The sequence below is a fragment of the Sulfobacillus thermosulfidooxidans genome (assembly GCF_001280565.1).
GTDB classification, from domain to species: Bacteria; Bacillota; Sulfobacillia; order Sulfobacillales; family Sulfobacillaceae; genus Sulfobacillus; species Sulfobacillus thermosulfidooxidans_A.
Genome location: NZ_LGRO01000001.1, coordinates 2,612,491 through 2,628,799, shown reverse-complemented (window position 1 = coordinate 2,628,799; position 16,309 = coordinate 2,612,491). Strand labels below are relative to the sequence as shown.

The window sequence follows — 16,309 nt, the reverse complement described above, 5'->3', positions numbered from 1 at the left end:
AGACGGAATATTTTCATTTTGTCTCGAGCACATCTCACAGCTCACGACACAAATCCCAAATATTCTTGGCTATTTGACAAAATGCCCTTTCACTACCTGCTCTGAACCAGTAACATACACTTATACAGGTGTGGTTAGGAAGAGAGTCCTTGGTATGTTTAACATGCCACAAAAATCTTGGGCATGAAGATCTGGTTGTTGGAGGGAAAAGCCACGATGCAGCGTCGGCATAGGCTCTTTGGATGGATCAGCCTGTGCATGGCGTTGTCAGGATGTGGCCTGGATGCGCATTCAGCAGCCAGTTCTACTTATGATCCCGTAAAAATTACGCCATCTCACATGGTGCTCTCGCCAACACAAAATCTAAAGCAAAACATGCGCCAACATTCATGGAGAGGAACAACCTTCGTTATTCCGCGTTCATGGACGTTACAAACCGGATTATCCTCTGCTTTTAGAAGAATTTATCAAGGAACATCGGGGAAAGTGATATTAACTAGTGCGTCCCCCCCTTCCCTAACAGCTTGGCTTCCCATCAATTTCCAAAGTCTGGCCTCTCCATACCAGCTCAAAACACTGATAACGGACTTAGGATCCCGTACTAATGGCTCGAAAGAGATAATGACCAAAAACGGCGATATCTTAACGCTCACGGTCACTCTCAAAACATCCGATAAGGGATTAGCCAAAACGATTCTCAACAGTTGGCACACAAGATTATTAGCGACGCCAACGGACAGCGTCATGCATTTAATCCATTATCCCCAAAGCGTTGTGGCAAAAGTCGGCCATCAAAAATGGTTGTTGGCTGCGGGAAGCATTGCTACAGATAATGAGATGTTCTATCTCTTTCATTCCTCTGACAATGGTCAGCACTGGACTTTGGAAAAGATGTCGCAGTGGGCCGCTTCTCCGAGGTCCTTTCCCTCCTTTCCTAACCAAACCGGCAATGTATCCATGCTCTTTACCAGTTTGAAAACGGGGTATATTGCCGAACTGAGTGCGGTCTTGCCTGAGCTTTTCGTTTACCAAACCCATGACGGTGGACGGATATGGTCTCAACAAAAAATCCCGTTACCGCCGTCTTTTTGGTCCGGACATCAAAGCCCCATTATCCATTTCTCTACAGCACGATCGGGTCAAATTTTTGCTCCCCTATCTAGTTCTCATCTAGAAGCCGTCTATGTGACCCGTGATCAGGGAAAGCACTGGCATTTTGCTTACTTGGCTCCCATCAGCCTCTACCTATCGTCTCATCAGCTCATTGCCGAGGCACTTCAAGAGGTGGCCAAACGCACGACACTGCCCTTATGGGGGCCGCGGCAAATTCCCTTACCCTCATCCCTTATCTTATCAGCAACCACCGCTGTCAATACTCAGGGAACAGCATATCATGTGAGGTTATGGCCCACCCAGCAAAGTTATCCCATTAACAGTCCAGAAATTTTGCAAGATCATCTCGCCCAAGTGCCCCTGATCACATGGTCCCTGAACCAATATCCCGTTGAACAATCACAGGCAATCCCCCAGCTATTAGTCCAGCACAATGATTTCTGGAAAGCACCTGAAGGACAGCCCACAAAACTTTCTCTTATCACCGGTCTGACCGGACATTTCTATTCCTCAAGCGTTCCAACTATTGCGGGCGAAAGTCCACAAGGCGCGGATTTCCCCATTTTAATCTGGCATGAAGGGGAGTGGACCGTAGAAATTGTGGGATATCATCAGGCACTGACTGAGCGCGTAATTAATCCCCTCATTCTTTATTTACATACCCACTTTCTTCCGCCCTTTCCGGGTCTTATTGTTATCCAAAACCAGGGACACGATAATATGCCAACTCAACTCGATTGGCTCGATAATTCGATTCTTATGCGCCTGACAAACCGCAGCAGCGGATCCCACAACCCTGTGGTCACGGCACAAATGGCTGTCTCTTGGCACCACTATTCATGAAATATCCCGGCAAACTCCCCAATTTGTGGTTTAAAATTCTTAAGAAAATCAAGACAGAAACAAAAGCTGTGATTTAGGATAAGACATAAAGATATCGTCCTTGTTGCCATTCCATATTGTCGATGTTAAGGAGAGAACACCGTGAGTACCTTATCGGTTAATGATGTCGCCCAATTTTCCTATGCCGATCAACGCATTGACGTCATAGTGAAATTCCGGTTAAAAGAACAAGTTTTTTTAGAAATTCAAACTCCTGTAACGGAGCTTAGACTGCCGCCTCCTAAGACGCCGATATTTTTGCAATGGCAATGGTATGCGACACATTGGCAACAGCAAGGAATTATTGAACGCATTGATCTCAGTCCCTCTCCCATGATTATCGCAGCCATGCAAGATCAGCCTCAAGCGGTGGAAAATCGACGTACAAGGCGATATCAGTTGCGCATCCCGCTTCTTATTCCCCAAGGACCTTTGAAATGGAAAAAAATCGCGACCGAAACAGAGGATGTTTCGGTCGATGGGCTTAGATGTCAAGTGCCTATGGCGGAGAAGGAACAACCGTGGATTTTATCTTAGAGCTGCCCACGCGCGCCATCAAGATGAATGGGACTGTTTTGCGGTGCCGCGAAAGTGGACAGTCTGGTATCTTTGAGATGGCATTACGGGTAAATACGGTTCTAGGACGTGACTACCAAATATTTCGGGCTTATCTGGATTCCCAGCCTTAACATGCTGTTCTCATGACAGGATAAGTCGCACAAAAGTCTTATGATGCAAATTCCGATAACGGAATCGCCATAAATTGGCCTGCTTTATCGCCAATGAAAAGGGTTTGCCCCACTAACACTGGCGTAGAGGGCATAAAAGCCCCTTGAAAGTGGAGTTTTCCTTGAATTTGTCCGGTTGTAGCATTAATGGCATAAAAATTCCCGTGTACATCGCCCACATAGCAGACGCCTTGATAGATCACAGGACCCTGGGTCATTTGACTCTTAAAGTGCACACGAAAATCTAATGCGCCTGTTTGTAAATTAAACGCGTAAAAAGAATCCGTTAAAGGACTACTAACATATAATCTGTTGCCATATATCGTGGGAATCCCGGTCTCATCCCGCGGTCCCCCATTGGGTCCCACCGGGATTGTTCCCGGTCCTTCATCAACGGTCCAGACGGTATGGCCATTTTCAGCATTTAGCGCGTAGACCACTTCATGCGGTTGATTATGCACTTGTTGAACATAATCAAAATAGATCATGCCATCTCCTGCCGCCGGCGGTACATCGTCCGATCCCCCTAAAGGATGGGGTAAGGTGTGCATCCATTGCACTTGATGCGTTTGAAGGTTAATCGCATATATGGCAGCGGGATGCGTTCCGCCAAAATACATCATGTTGCCCACGATGGTTGGGGAAGACATGCTCACATAAGAGGGCAAAGACAGTTTCCATACGGTTTGTCCTGTAAGTGGGCTTAAGGCTAATAATTCATCGGATCCATTGGCCACATACACTAAGTGATTGGCGTAGACAAAAGTGGGCATGTCTTCGCCTTGCGTTTCATGTTTCCACAAGATCGCGCCCGTTCGTGCATCGAGTGCATACACGGCACTCGGACCGCTACCTCGAATAATCTGTACACCATATTGGGGAACATGAGATATAGGAAAATTATGATTGCCTGATCCCACAAAAACAATGCCATTATGAACGACTGGGGTGGTCATGACCTGGTTATTGACATCGGTTTTCCACAAGGTCTTGCCTGTTTTGGCATCAATTGCATAGACAGCCGGTTTGTTCCCAATTCCCCCAACATAGACCACGCCACGAACCACACTGGGCTGCATGAGTGGCTGGGAAAATTGACGCGTCCACTGAACGCTGAGATTCTGGTTCGGACCACTTTCAATGACCGCATCATGCGAAGGACCCGTGCCAAACATGTTCCATTGAGACGCCCCAATTTGCTGATCAGAAACTTGTGGCCACATATTTTCCGAATGGGTAATGCCGAATGTGCCTAACGTTCCAATTGCCGCAAGTCCTAAGACAAGAGCAGGCCAATGCCATTTCATCCGCTACAAGATCCTTTCATAATCTTTCTCATAATGGTTAATACTCATTATAAAAGAGCAGAAAGATTCCAAGCCTGAAGTCTAGCTGAAAACGACAGGGTGTAAGCCGGCCGAATTTAAGGTTGGGCTCCTCGTTACTCTAAAGCGGCCGACAAAAAGTCCCCCGATTGCAAAACGGTGCACAAGTTTACCAGGCTTTGTTTCAACATGCGGTAATAGGTGGGTCGCGACAAATGTAGGGCTAATGCGATGGAATCAGCATTGCCGATACGTTCGACGAAAGTTAACCGCAACAAATTTTGTTCATTTTTGGAGAGAGGCGGAATTGGCGCTTTAGTCAACAAGGATTGCAAGATATACCGGGCCTCTTCGGGTTGGCATCCTAAAATTTCACCAATCCCCGTTTTCCTAAAGGCATTGGGATCATGGAGTTCCTTTAACACTCTGCGCAAAAGATTTTCATCAATAGGATACTGCATCCGTATCGCTGGACGGTTCAAAGTTTGTACGATAGAACCCACCCATAGCAAAAAATCACGCTGGCGCATATCTAAGGTAAAGGCGTCAATTTCCTTTTGAGCATCAATGGGGTGAGGAATAAATCCTAAGAGTTCCAGCAATTGTTTCAAATTCGGTTCACTGACCCCAATGACGCCGCGAAGTCCTCGCCCGAGATGAGACAACCCATCGCGGATTAAAATCCCTAATAAATCATGAGCATGGTAGCGGGGATCATCGGGTTTGACGCCCACAAGAACACCAAAGAAGGTGTCCACGTGCTCCGGATCAAGGGGAAAAGATGTATCATGGGGAAAATATTTGGCAAGACTGCCTGGAACATATTGCTCGATGAGTTCTACAGTCATTTGGTACAGAGGTAGGCTTGCAAAAAAAGCGACCACTTCTCCACTTGGTGCCCGAAATAACCGGATTCCCCCATCAATATTGCGAACGATGTCATCTAAAAAGGCATGAGCCACCTCTAAATTCGGCATGTCCAAACTTTGCCGTCCCCAATGCTCGATCATGGCATGAAGGCACTCGAGATCACCCTCCTTAAGCTCGTTTTCCCGCACAATCTCATCGATGGCTGCGATATTGGCATAGGGGCTCGAAATTGGCAAAGATTGTGCCGTAATTTCCAATAACAAATAACCCAAGTGATTTTTTTCGCTGCCGGATTGACTCTGGCGATATAACGAGCCTAAATAATCCAAAGCTTTTAGGCGCAGGTGTTTTAGTGTCATTGGATGATGTTCCTGCATGGATGCTAAAAGCTGGGAGCGGATCACATCATGAAGCGCCAAGCCCCCTGGCACCCGCCGCACAAAGGATAGGCGGCTTAAATCCCGGTACTGTTGCATGCTGATCACCAATGGCTCGGCAATAGCCGTGATCATATCTTGGTTGGCCGAGGGTAATACCGTCAAAATATCCAAAAAGGGATGCAGTTCGGGATCTGTGACTTCACGCAATAATTCTGCGGTAATCGTTTCCAAAAAAGAGTAGTCGCGCTTCTGCATAACAGTGCCCCGGCGGGAAAAATATTCTCCGGCTACTGCCATGGACAAAGGATGTCCGTGCAAGGGCCGCAGCACCTGTTGCAATTCCTCCGTCATTTGTAATCCGATACGGTGGAAGTATGTCCGGGCTTCATGAAGCGTCCATGGCGATAAGGGCATCTTTTGCACCCGATGTGCCCAAATGGGATGCACATGCCATTGTGCGGACAGGCCCCGCCGGGAAGCAAATACCAAGAGCCCTCCTTGTTCGGGCAGTCGCGCAATGAGATCTTCTCGCAACCAGGGTTCGATTGACTCCATATCGTCAAAATTGTCGATAACCCAAAAAAATCGATCAGGCCATGGCATTTTTTTGCGGGAACTAATCGGCAGAACATTTTCCGTGGTGTCAAAGAGGTGGTCAAGAAATTGCACCGGTTGCTTAGGGCAGGAGCGACCGTCCATCCACACCGTCGGCAATTGTTGACGGCGTGCATAGGCCATCCATTGCCATAACAACGTCGATTTTCCCATCCCCGCAATGCCGTGCACGTCCCAAAGCTGGGTGAGAGGCTGTGCATCATGAAGCCACGCCTGAAACTGTTGTAATTCCTTTGAACGTCCTACGAATCGTTCTGATTCTTCAAATGCTGTATCCGCTAACCATGTCATAGGAGCACCTAGCCTTTGTAATCACTTTCAAACCATTTCGATATCGATGTCTAGAGGGAGGACGCTACCCACTTCGAAAGAGTCCTTATCCAACAGTTCAGTTTATGCTGAGAATCCTCAGCTCGTTTCGGTAAGAAGATAAAAGGGATTAGCAACACATTCCCCTCACCGTTCCCCAATCCCTTTCATGAGAGTTTGAAGACAATCACGTGAAATACCATCCATGCGCCGTAACAAGTGTAGTCAATCAAGAAACGTCCTTTTGAGTTATTTACTTATTCTGGTTTTAATGATGTTATTGATGCCTATTGCTTTTTATGGATGTTGCTCCATCTGCCAAGCTTCAATCAATACCTTGTGATTTCATTCACGATACAAATGCTCGGATAGCCTTTCTAAAAAACCGCGGATTTTGATGAACAAACTTGCTCTTTGGATAATTATTCTCCATTTATTAACAAAATTCCTGCCGAATTTCACCAAGATCCTTTATAAACGACAAAAAAATGAAAATAACAGGACGTTACCGTTCTGCCAACGGCTGATCATCAATCAAAAAGGAAATGGTGTATAGTGAGCATAAGAATATCCTTGTCGATTATTGAGGTGAGGGCGATGGAATCGTGGCGTGAGGTTGCCTGTCCTATCCAAAGGACAGCCATGCTATTTGCAGATGTCTATATCATTATGATTTTACGAGATTTGGCCACGGGAGAAAAGCGCTTCACAGAATTGCAACAAGCAGGAATTAATCCGAGAATTCTTAGCCAGCGTTTAAAAATGCTAACCCGTGAAGGGGCTATCAGTCGCACCCGCTATGCCGAAAAGCCACCCCGGGTGGAATATGCTTTAACACCCAAAGGTTTGGCTTTAATGCCCATCTTAGACGCCCTGAAAACATTCGGAGAACAATATCTGCCCCTTGATGACAACGCTTCCTCGTCCTCGCCATCATAGACTCCCAAACCCAGGACAGGATGAAGTCTTTCTAAGACGCGGTTCTGCCCTTGTTTTGTTTTACTTGTTATTGTATAGTAATAGCAAGCGCTATGATGAAAATTTCATCATCCCAATGATTTAGCGCTTTGAATTTTCGTCAAATCGTGCCTGACAATTACAACAAAAATCAGAGGAGGCTTACCATGGCAAAAATTGCATTTTGGATCACCGCTGGTCCTGATTTACGTGACAAGGCGCTGGCCAACATCGTCCTCGCCGGTCGTCTCAAAGCCAATCGCGGGCAAGATATTCAAGTCTACTTCTTTGGTCCTGGTGTTCAACTCGCGGGACAAGCTGACGAGCAAATTGAACAGGCTCTTAAGGCCTTAACCGATGGGAGTGTTCCTATGGCCGCCTGTCCTTTCAACGCGGATCAATATGGCGTGACCGAGCGTGTCGGGGCCAAAGGCATCACGATGGAACCAGCCGGCGAAGCACTCATTCGTCTTGTTGAACAAGGCTATCAAATCGTTGGGGTATAATCTCATTTCCTATAACCTCTGGACTGTGGATGCGAAATCATAAAGCCCATGAGATGGTATCCCTTACAAGAAATGTCTGACCAATACACGACCTAGAAAAACAAAAAAGATCCGTGATATGACTCAATACCACGGATCTTTTCGTGACGCGGGAGCATTACCCTCTGAAACTCTTATTTCACCGGGGGATAGAGATTGCCGCCTTGTTGTTTAAATTCTTCGGCTTTTGCTTGAAGCCCCACGGCAATAGCTTCTTCTTCATTCACATCGTGAGCCTGAGCCCATGATCTGATATCTTGGGTGATACGCATGGAACAGAATTTGGGTCCGCACATGGAACAAAAATGTGCGGCTTTCGCCGGTTCGGCGGGTAAGGTTTCATCATGAAAAGCCACCGCCGTCTCGGGATCTAAGGACAAATTAAATTGATCCCGCCACCGGAATTCAAATCGCGCCATCGACAATGTGTCGTCCCATTCCCGGGCACGGGGATGGCCTTTGGCCACATCCGCCGCATGGGCCGCAATTTTGTAAGCGATCACTCCCTGTTTGACATCCTCTTTATCGGGTAAACCTAGATGTTCTTTCGGGGTGACATAGCAGAGCATGGCCGTGCCAAACCATCCAATCATTGCCGCTCCAATAGCCGAGGTAATGTGGTCATAGCCTGGGGCAATATCCGTGGTCAAGGGCCCTAAAGTGTAAAATGGCGCTTCATGACAAATCTCCATTTCCTTTTCCACGTTTTCCTTAATGAGGTGCATCGGAACATGCCCCGGTCCTTCAATCATCACTTGGACATCGTGCTTCCATGCAATTTCCGTCAGCTCTCCCAGTGTTTCTAATTCCGCAAATTGTGCGCGGTCATTGGCGTCCGCCAAGGATCCTGGACGCAGACCATCCCCCAGGGAAAAAGTAATATCGTATTGTTTCATAATCTCGCAAATCTCTTCGAAATGCGTGTATAAAAAGTTTTCCTTATGGTGGTACAAACACCATGCCGCCATAATCGAACCGCCACGCGACACAATCCCGGTTACCCGGTTGGCCGTGAGAGGAATATAAGCAAGCCTGACCCCGGCATGAATCGTAAAGTAATCGACACCTTGTTCGGCTTGTTCAATTAACGTATCGCGGTAAACTTCCCAACTCAAGTCTTCCGCTTTGCCTTTAACTTTTTCCAAAGCCTGATAAATCGGCACAGTGCCAATGGGCACGGGCGAATTTCGCAAAATCCATTGCCGGGTGGTATGGATATTTTTTCCGGTAGACAAATCCATCACCGTATCCGCGCCCCACAAGGTGGCCCACCGCATTTTGTCCACTTCTTCTTCGATAGAGGATGCTACAGCCGAATTTCCGATATTGGCATTAATCTTGGTGTGGAAATGACGGCCAATAATCATCGGCTCTAACTCAGGATGGTTAATATTGGCCGGAATTACGGCGCGTCCCCGAGCAACTTCTTCGCGGACAAATTCTGGGTCGAATCCCTCACGCAAAGCAATAAATTCCATCTCGGGAGTAATAATGCCTTGACGCGCATAATGCATTTGCGTGACATTTTTGCCTGCACGCGCACGTAAGGGTTTGCGGTGAAGACCCGGTGCCGTCTCTTGCGCTCGAATATCTTCCGGCGTTTTAAGCCCGTCATCGATAGGCTGGACCTTGCGGCCTTCATATTCTTCCACATCTTGTCGTTCAAGAATCCAGGCGCTCCGAATTGGTGGTAAACCTTGCCGCACATCGGCTTCATAACTGGCATCGGTATAGGGACCTGAGGTGTCGTAGACACGAAATGTTTGACTATTCGTGAGGCGAATTTGGCGCATCGGCACACGAATATCGGGTCTCGAACCTGTCAAATAAACTTTTTGACTTTCCGGAAAGACATGATACGCATTCGGTGTTGTTGCCATAAAGCTCCCCCTTTTTTTCACACGCCGCCAGTCGCGGGTTACCGGTCACATATGCCAGGCAGTAGGGAAAGTTTATGAATGGATGGGCTAAAAGGATCAAAAATCTGTTCCCTCCGCTGGCATTACCCAGATCAGGTTGACGGTCGGTGGCCAATCCACCCTCTCAGCCCGGTTAGCCGAGCTCCCGTTATGTATTACTATGAAGGTCCTTGAATGATATGGCAAGAGGAATTTTGCAAAATTGCGCAAGATTATTGAAGCAATTCAGGAGAAAAATTTTAGCCGGCCAGCTGATGCGATAATATCATAATCTGCATGTTCTAGTGTCTCAGATTTGTCTCATAGACAATTACGGACAAACCCGTCGACATTTCTCGAAATAATTTCCGGCAAATTTTTTCTCATATTTATCATATTTCGGCAAAGATCAAGCGTTGTCGAACATGAGATACAGCTAATTTGCCGAACAATAGAACATTACGCGATCGATTCTTTGGCAAATTTGGCAAATTTCTCGGCAGATTTATGGACTTTTTGGCAATTACGGCCAATAATAAATCACAGTTTTATGATGAATAAAAACCGTTTTGCGAGAAGTTTAAACAGGCAATATTTATGATCTCATCAGTAAAAGTAAAAGAGGGTAAGCATGTTTAAACAATGGATGAGGAAGATTCGCGTTCGATATACGCGCTTGGTTTTGGAATTTTGGCGTTGGCGGATGCTCAATACAGACAACACGACGCTACGTCTTCATTACAGCCAATTATGTGATCAATATATTGTGCGTTATCATACTTTAGAACGTGATGCCCAAAGTGAGTCTTCTTTCCGAAATTGTCTATAAGCTTGAATGACTAACCAGATAAAGCCGAATCGAATTACCAAATCGGCCAAGTTAAAAATATAAGGATAGGGCCTAAGCTGCCAATAATCAACAACACCGCCCCACAATAGCCGGTCGGTCCAGTTCCCTATGGCCCCAGCCAGGATCCAGGCTACTGGCAAGCGCACAGATGGCATGCGCCACAGCATTATGACAAGCAGTCCAATAACAGCTGCGGTCGCCATAATCACGCCAAATTGAGGAAAGTGCGAAAACAGCCCAAAGGCGATACCGTGATTGAGAATAATGCCCGGCTGTCCAATTCTTGGGTAGTAATGCCATGCCAGGCTCATAATGACTCCATAAATAGCCAAACCTGAACCCATAGCTAAGCGCGTAACATTGTGAACAGACCTCATAAATTACCTCCCATGAAATGTTACAATAATATGAGACTTGGAGGAACTTTACTGATATTGTGAGGGTTGTATGCCATTGGCTCCAAAAAATCATTTGCGCAATCAAATTCTTCAAATTATTAGGAATCAAGGAGAGTCGACGGTGAAAAGTGTGCACCAGGCCATATCACAAAAGCGCCCGGTGTCCATTAACACGGTTGCAACAGTCATGAACCGCTTGGTTTCCCAAAAAATCTTGGTTCGTGGTGGCAGCGTTCGTCATTATGTGTACAAAATTGCGCCAGCCGAAAGCGTGCTCAAAGCCCGGGCGATGGAATCCGTGGAAACCTTGATTTCCGAATTTGGCGAGTCCGGATTAGTGCACTTTGTTGATGCCATTGATGAGCTCGATCCTGAGGCTCTGGCTAAATTGGAGGCTATTGTCCGTGCAAGAACCCAAGAAAAATCTCACCAGTAAAGTAGCACAATCCGCATATGCCTGGGCAGTTGCTCTTTTGGGACTATCCCTTTTACCGGGCTTTCTTCTCATCCTTGCCGCCCTCGTCACTTACCGCCACATGATGTGGAGTGTGATGCAAAGACCGGACACGTCCTCTAGCGGGCTAACCTTTCTTTTGGCCGTGTTTATTCTATTGTCTCTCGCTTATTTTCTTCGCCTGGGATATGCCACCTTTTCTGTCGTCAAAAACAGTCGTCAGACCATTCAACGGATGGCACCGCAACTTGTACCATTCCCCTTACAAGATCTTCCAGAAATTTGCGGTGACCAAAAAATTGCTTTCCAAATCGGATTATGGGATAGTCCGGACGCATTTACCTACGGCGTTATTCATCCTACCATTGTGGTTTCGAGACGCCTTAAGCAAATTCTAGATGTTCCTGCGTTAACGGCGATTTTAGCCCATGAAGTGCATCACGTGCGCGCTCATGATTATGCCTTACAACAAATTTTCTTGGTGATTTTACGAGCGTTTCCCTGGCTACCACTTGAGTCACTCTATCGGTTTTATCTGACCACCCGTGAAATTCGTGCCGACCAATTTGCCATTAGCTGGCAACACACAGCTGATTATTTAATGCAAGCGATGGTCACAACGATCCATGCATTACGCGAACAACCCCATTCCCAATTTTCCGGAGAAACCGCGTGGAATAGTGTCTGGCAGGCCCGCATTAATGCCTTAATCAATTCCGAGAGTGTGCCCTTGTCGCCTGAAGCCCGGACTCTCTTTTCCGCTGCCCTGATTCCCTTCGCCACGTCTGCAGTGCTAGCGATTACCTCATTAAGTTTGTTCTGTCACTAAGCTCTAAAAAATGACAACGCTTCGAGAAGGCCGTTGTCTCAAAGCGTTGCCATAAGATTCATTATTGCGCAACCACGTCAGCATTCATTCCTCCGGCGACCCGTTCCATGTTGTCCGACACCACAATGCGAACCGGCAAACTCGCCATTGATGTCGAAGGTGCCGTCACAGTGTAGCTCACTTGTCCTTGTGAATTCGTCGTCATGGTGGTGCCTCCAGAAGAACTCATGCCACCACCCATTCCCGAATTTCCACCCATTGATGAAGATGCTGATGGCGTTTTAGGAATAATATCCACCTTAGCCCCGGAAATGGGCCCTTTTGGACTCATAGCCGTTATCATCAAGGTCTCTTTCTGACCGGGTTTTACTGCCTTAGCAAACGGTGTGACCTCCACATAATCGCCGACAGGGGCTGTCGGAGAGGTTCCGGATGTCGTCCACCATGCATCTAATAAGCCCGCGCCTTTCATAGCGGTGGGGTTAAAAGTACTAAAGTTTCCAATTTTTACCCCAACCATTTCCATGCTTTTCGTCGGTTGGGCTGTTAATGTGAGAGTGGCTTGTCCTTGACTATTTGTCGTTTTAGAATAACTAGCGATATATTTGGCCGCTTGAGCCGTCCCTGATGTATACCAGGTGCTAACCCCTTTCCCACTTAACGGCACCATCGGACCTATATAAAATGTGACAGGTAAGTCTTTAGCGGGTTTCCCGCTCGCGGTTGTCGCAGTTAAGACAAATGTTGCCGTATTGCCAGCCTCAACCATTTGGGCCGTTTTATTGGTTTCTATTTCTGCTACCGTCTGAGTGGTCATCGCCGATGAGGATGACGACATGGACGACGATGGCGAGGTACTGGACATTGACGAAGATGAGGGAGAGGTTTTGGACATCGACGGCGTCGATTTTGCCGCTTGACTCGTGCCACATCCCGCTAAAGCTACAGTGAGTCCCGCAGCAATCATCACAAATGTTCTTTTCATAAAGGCCCTCCTTGTATAAACTACATATTGTAGTCTATACTTCCGTTCGCCTCATTTCAAGTGATGCCTCTTATTTTGATGATGGCTGATGAAAATTCCTTAAGAAAATGGCAGAAGCGAATAGATTTCAGGGAATTTTAGGAGACAGGGGCAAATTGATCGGCAATCTGTTCCGCATTTTGGAGTCCCGCGGGAATATAACCGTGAAAGAGCTGCAACCGTACATAGGTTCCGTCTTCTTCAAACAATAGACGATACGCCCCCCCGCCTACACCATAAATGAGCAGCCACTGCGCCGGCACCCCATTTGCCAGGGTGACATTGACCGAGGCACCTGGCTGATAGGAGGACACCATGGGATTTTTTGATTCCATCGCCACCATATCATTAAATTCCAAATTCAGGACGGAATGATCTATATAACTCTCGACCAAAGTCGTCCCCGGATACGCTTGACTGGGCAAAAGCAAATGAATATCCAAATCTTTTGCCAGGGTCAATGCTGTTTGCTTGACAGTAGGATTGTAGCTTAAGGTGGTCAGGCCGTTCGGACCTGTCCTCACTCTGGGAACGGTCTTGGATAGGACGCGGTGACTTTTATCAATATGATGATGACGAATCGTCGACACGGTTTGACTGGGCGATGATGGTGCCGGAAGAATAGGAGGCAGAATAAACGAAATACCCGTATAAAGAAGTCCTATGGCGAGCAGCCCGCCACCTATCACACTAATCGTTCTCGCCGTGGTGTTCATCTCACAGATTCCCCTTTCATCACACCCGCTATTTTACGGGACAAGCAAGGGGAATGGCGACAGGTTTAGAAAATTTTATCCGCGCCGTGAATAACACGAACAGAAATTCTTCAGGAGTTAAGGCTTGGCATTGGCAAATCCATTCGGGACAGTCATGACCGCATGGATAAAGCGTTCTCCGGTTCTCGTCATTAAATCCCTTTGATACACCACAGAAAAATTGCGGTAGAGATTTAGACCTTTGACCCGCAAGCAGTGAAACAGTTGTTCTTCCCCTTCGTTTAAGGTCAGCGGAGATAAAACACTAACGCCAAAGCCCTTGAGCATCATCTGTTTAATCGCATGGGTGGTCCCTAAGACCAGGCGCACATTGAGTTGTTTCACATCGATGCCTAAATGATCCAGGCCTTCCTCCAAGGCCATACGAGTTCCTGACCCCGGTTCCCGTAAAATGAACGGCTCATGAAGGAATTCATCGAGAGACACTTCGTCCTGTCCAAACCACCGGTGACCGCGTGGAACCACGAGTGTTGGGTGATCATCGAAAAATGGCCGCACCACCACATGTGGATCGGATAACGGGGCTTCGATAAGCCCAATGTCGATGGTATGGCTTAATACCTGTTCAAAAATCATCCGCGAATTTGCCATGGACACGGTCCATTGCGCATTCATCAGGTTTTTTGCATATTCCGCCAAAATCCCGGGCAATAAGTATTCGGCAATCGTTAAACTGGCGCCAATGGCCAAGGTCTGGGGCCGGCTGTCACTGAGTTCTTTAATCGCTCCTTGAGATTCATGAATTAATCGCAACAAAGAGGTCACATACCGGTATAAAACTTCCCCGGTTTCAGTAAGATGCACTCCTTGACTAGTCCGCACAAATAACGTGGTCGCATAGGCTTGTTCCAGCATTTGTATTTGTTGGCTGACTGCTGACTGAGACAGGTTGAGCGTCCGGGCCGCTTGGGAAATCGAGCCGATCTCCGCGACGATTTTAAAGGTGGTCCAGACTTGTTCGTTCAACCTCAAAACCTCCTGCCTAATATCATGGATTATTCTAACCGCCATAAATTTTCCTGAAATGCAAAGGCTTTTATCCCGTTCTGATTTCTTGTATCATACATAATTATAGATAAGAATATTGTGAACAATTTATACTATTTACCTAGTCCTTTTCACCTATTGTACATTGTGATGACGTTTTCGCGAAGTAGTCAGTTTTAATGATTTGCGAAACCTATTAGCAAATTTCTTATGGGAGGGGTATTATGCGGCCCGCGTTGCCACCATTTTTATTTACGGCGCTGTTAGGGATTTCCGGGGGCATCATGATGCCCATTGCTTTAGCCATGAATCTTCCGCTAACCCAAACTCTTTGGCCCACCCTAATCCATGCGGAAATTGTCAGTTTTGCCTTGGCCATGGGAGGCATGTTAGTCTGGCGTTGGATGAAAAATTCACAACCCGGCCAAATCGGAGCCCGTCCGCTCTTTACTGATCTCTATATGACCTTATTAGGCCTAATGGGATTTACCGACGCTTTAGAGCCCCAAGGAAGCTGGCAGCTTACCATTTTAGCCATTATCGTCTCATCCCTAGGTTTGCTTTCTCATTTTCGTTCGGTCACATGGAGTCTGTCTTATATTGCTCCCCATTGGGATGCTAAAGCCTCGACGGCTTTCGCCGTGATGGGACCCAGTCTCGTTTCAGGATTCAGCATTGGTCTTGCCATGTTAGCCGGCGTCAGTCATCATCCGGTTGTCTATTCGGCCTTATCCATTGTCCTATTTTCGCTGATCAGTGTGTCGTTTTTCTTTACCCTTTCTTTACGGTCATCGCTTCCCTTAGGAATATGGACGGGATTAGTCATTTTCTTATATCTGATACCGACGATATGCATTACCTACAGTCTGTTTTCACAAAACGCTTGGATGGCCTCCATTGCCGCCATCAGCACGATCATCGGGCTGATTTGGCATACCAAAGAGTTGCTTAATAAATTACCCATCACGCCTTACCCAGGATTATTTTTCTTTCAACAGTCCCATCATTCTGAACAGATCCGGGGGTCGCGTTTCTAAGCGAAGAACAGTTCATGATTCACCACGCGCTTTGACATAGAGTGAATATATGCACCTAATATTCTTACATCTCTATCAGATTATCTGCCAATTTGTTAAAATACTAACGGCACGACCTTACATTACTCTTACTGCTTCACCCCAACGATTTCAACCGGATTGATACCGCAAGGGAGGCTTCACGATTAATGAGCGATACCGTCAAATTAAGTGAATACAAATGCTTCGATTGTGATCAAGTGTTTTTATTGCCGGCGGGATCTACCGCTACGGTCTGTCCTCGTTGCGCGTCTGACCGTATTCAACATGGCGGGGAAATGCAAGTCACCGTG

At 46.9% G+C, this 16,309-nt stretch carries 14 protein-coding genes and 1 riboswitch; of the genes, 7 read left to right on the top strand and 7 right to left on the bottom strand.

All coding sequences use genetic code 11. The features are described 5' to 3' along the window. Positions 1-216 precede the first annotated feature (216 nt). Together AOA63_RS12805 and AOA63_RS12800 are read left to right on the top strand one after the other, a co-directional pair. Positions 217-1,956 (top strand): WD40/YVTN/BNR-like repeat-containing protein, encoded by a 1,740-nt coding sequence (locus AOA63_RS12805; protein WP_053960066.1) that lies wholly within the window; start codon positions 217-219, stop codon positions 1,954-1,956. Positions 1,957-2,097: 141 nt separating this feature from the next. Next, positions 2,098-2,532, top strand: a complete 435-nt coding sequence (locus tag AOA63_RS12800; protein WP_053960065.1) for a hypothetical protein — start codon at positions 2,098-2,100, stop codon at positions 2,530-2,532. A 190-nt stretch (positions 2,533-2,722) separates the two neighbouring features. Here the strand turns inward: AOA63_RS12800 and AOA63_RS12795 are convergent, their stop codons facing one another. Continuing rightward, positions 2,723-4,030 carry a PQQ-binding-like beta-propeller repeat protein gene (locus AOA63_RS12795; protein WP_053960064.1) on the bottom strand — a complete coding sequence of 436 codons (1,308 nt, stop codon included), beginning with the start codon at positions 4,028-4,030 and terminating at the stop codon, positions 2,723-2,725. Between the two features lie 134 nt (positions 4,031-4,164). Beyond that, positions 4,165-6,204 (bottom strand): ATP-binding protein, encoded by a 2,040-nt coding sequence (locus AOA63_RS12790; RefSeq protein ID WP_053960063.1) that lies wholly within the window; start codon positions 6,202-6,204, stop codon positions 4,165-4,167. A 615-nt stretch (positions 6,205-6,819) separates the two neighbouring features. On the opposite strand from AOA63_RS12790, the gene AOA63_RS12785 reads away from it, so the two are divergent. Then, positions 6,820-7,161, top strand: coding sequence for a winged helix-turn-helix transcriptional regulator (locus AOA63_RS12785; protein ID WP_053960062.1), 342 nt, complete (start codon positions 6,820-6,822; stop codon positions 7,159-7,161). Between the two features lie 185 nt (positions 7,162-7,346). After that, a complete protein-coding gene (locus AOA63_RS12780; protein ID WP_020375550.1) occupies positions 7,347-7,685 on the top strand; it encodes a DsrE family protein in 339 nt (112 codons plus the stop codon). Positions 7,686-7,858: 173 nt separating this feature from the next. On the opposite strand, the gene thiC is transcribed toward AOA63_RS12780, so the two are convergent. Further along, the gene (gene thiC / locus AOA63_RS12775; RefSeq protein WP_053960061.1) at positions 7,859-9,604 is read right to left on the bottom strand and encodes a phosphomethylpyrimidine synthase ThiC; all 1,746 of its coding nucleotides are present in this window, start codon (positions 9,602-9,604) and stop codon (positions 7,859-7,861) included. A gap of 90 nt (positions 9,605-9,694) precedes the next feature. Then, positions 9,695-9,802: riboswitch (TPP riboswitch) on the bottom strand. A 594-nt stretch (positions 9,803-10,396) separates the two neighbouring features. Further along, positions 10,397-10,849 (bottom strand): signal peptidase II, encoded by a 453-nt coding sequence (locus tag AOA63_RS12770; RefSeq protein WP_053960060.1) that lies wholly within the window; start codon positions 10,847-10,849, stop codon positions 10,397-10,399. 142 nt (positions 10,850-10,991) lie between these two features. Between AOA63_RS12770 and AOA63_RS12765 the strand changes: the two genes are divergently transcribed. Together AOA63_RS12765 and AOA63_RS12760 are read left to right on the top strand one after the other, a co-directional pair. Continuing rightward, positions 10,992-11,306: a BlaI/MecI/CopY family transcriptional regulator gene (locus AOA63_RS12765; RefSeq protein ID WP_242848334.1), complete on the top strand. Its 315-nt coding sequence runs from the start codon at positions 10,992-10,994 to the stop codon at positions 11,304-11,306. Beyond that, positions 11,275-12,153 carry a M56 family metallopeptidase gene (locus AOA63_RS12760; protein ID WP_053960058.1) on the top strand — a complete coding sequence of 293 codons (879 nt, stop codon included), beginning with the start codon at positions 11,275-11,277 and terminating at the stop codon, positions 12,151-12,153. The genes AOA63_RS12765 and AOA63_RS12760 overlap by 32 nt, the downstream gene beginning before the upstream one ends. 61 nt (positions 12,154-12,214) lie before the next feature. Here the strand turns inward: AOA63_RS12760 and AOA63_RS12755 are convergent, their stop codons facing one another. The 3 genes from AOA63_RS12755 to AOA63_RS12745 all read right to left on the bottom strand — a co-directional run bounded on the left by AOA63_RS12755 (position 12,215) and on the right by AOA63_RS12745 (position 14,919). Then, complete coding sequence (locus AOA63_RS12755; RefSeq protein WP_053960057.1) at positions 12,215-13,138, bottom strand: hypothetical protein; 924 nt, start codon at positions 13,136-13,138, stop codon at positions 12,215-12,217. Between the two features lie 137 nt (positions 13,139-13,275). Then, positions 13,276-13,893, bottom strand: a complete 618-nt coding sequence (locus tag AOA63_RS12750) for a hypothetical protein (protein WP_053960056.1) — start codon at positions 13,891-13,893, stop codon at positions 13,276-13,278. Between the two features lie 117 nt (positions 13,894-14,010). Beyond that, entirely contained in the window at positions 14,011-14,919 is a 909-nt protein-coding gene (locus AOA63_RS12745; RefSeq protein WP_053960055.1) for a LysR family transcriptional regulator, read from the bottom strand. Positions 14,920-15,164: 245 nt separating this feature from the next. Here AOA63_RS12745 and AOA63_RS12740 point away from each other — a divergent pair, with 245 nt between their 5' ends. Continuing rightward, positions 15,165-15,977 carry a hypothetical protein gene (locus tag AOA63_RS12740; protein WP_053960054.1) on the top strand — a complete coding sequence of 271 codons (813 nt, stop codon included), beginning with the start codon at positions 15,165-15,167 and terminating at the stop codon, positions 15,975-15,977. The last annotated feature ends 332 nt before the right edge of the window (positions 15,978-16,309 follow it).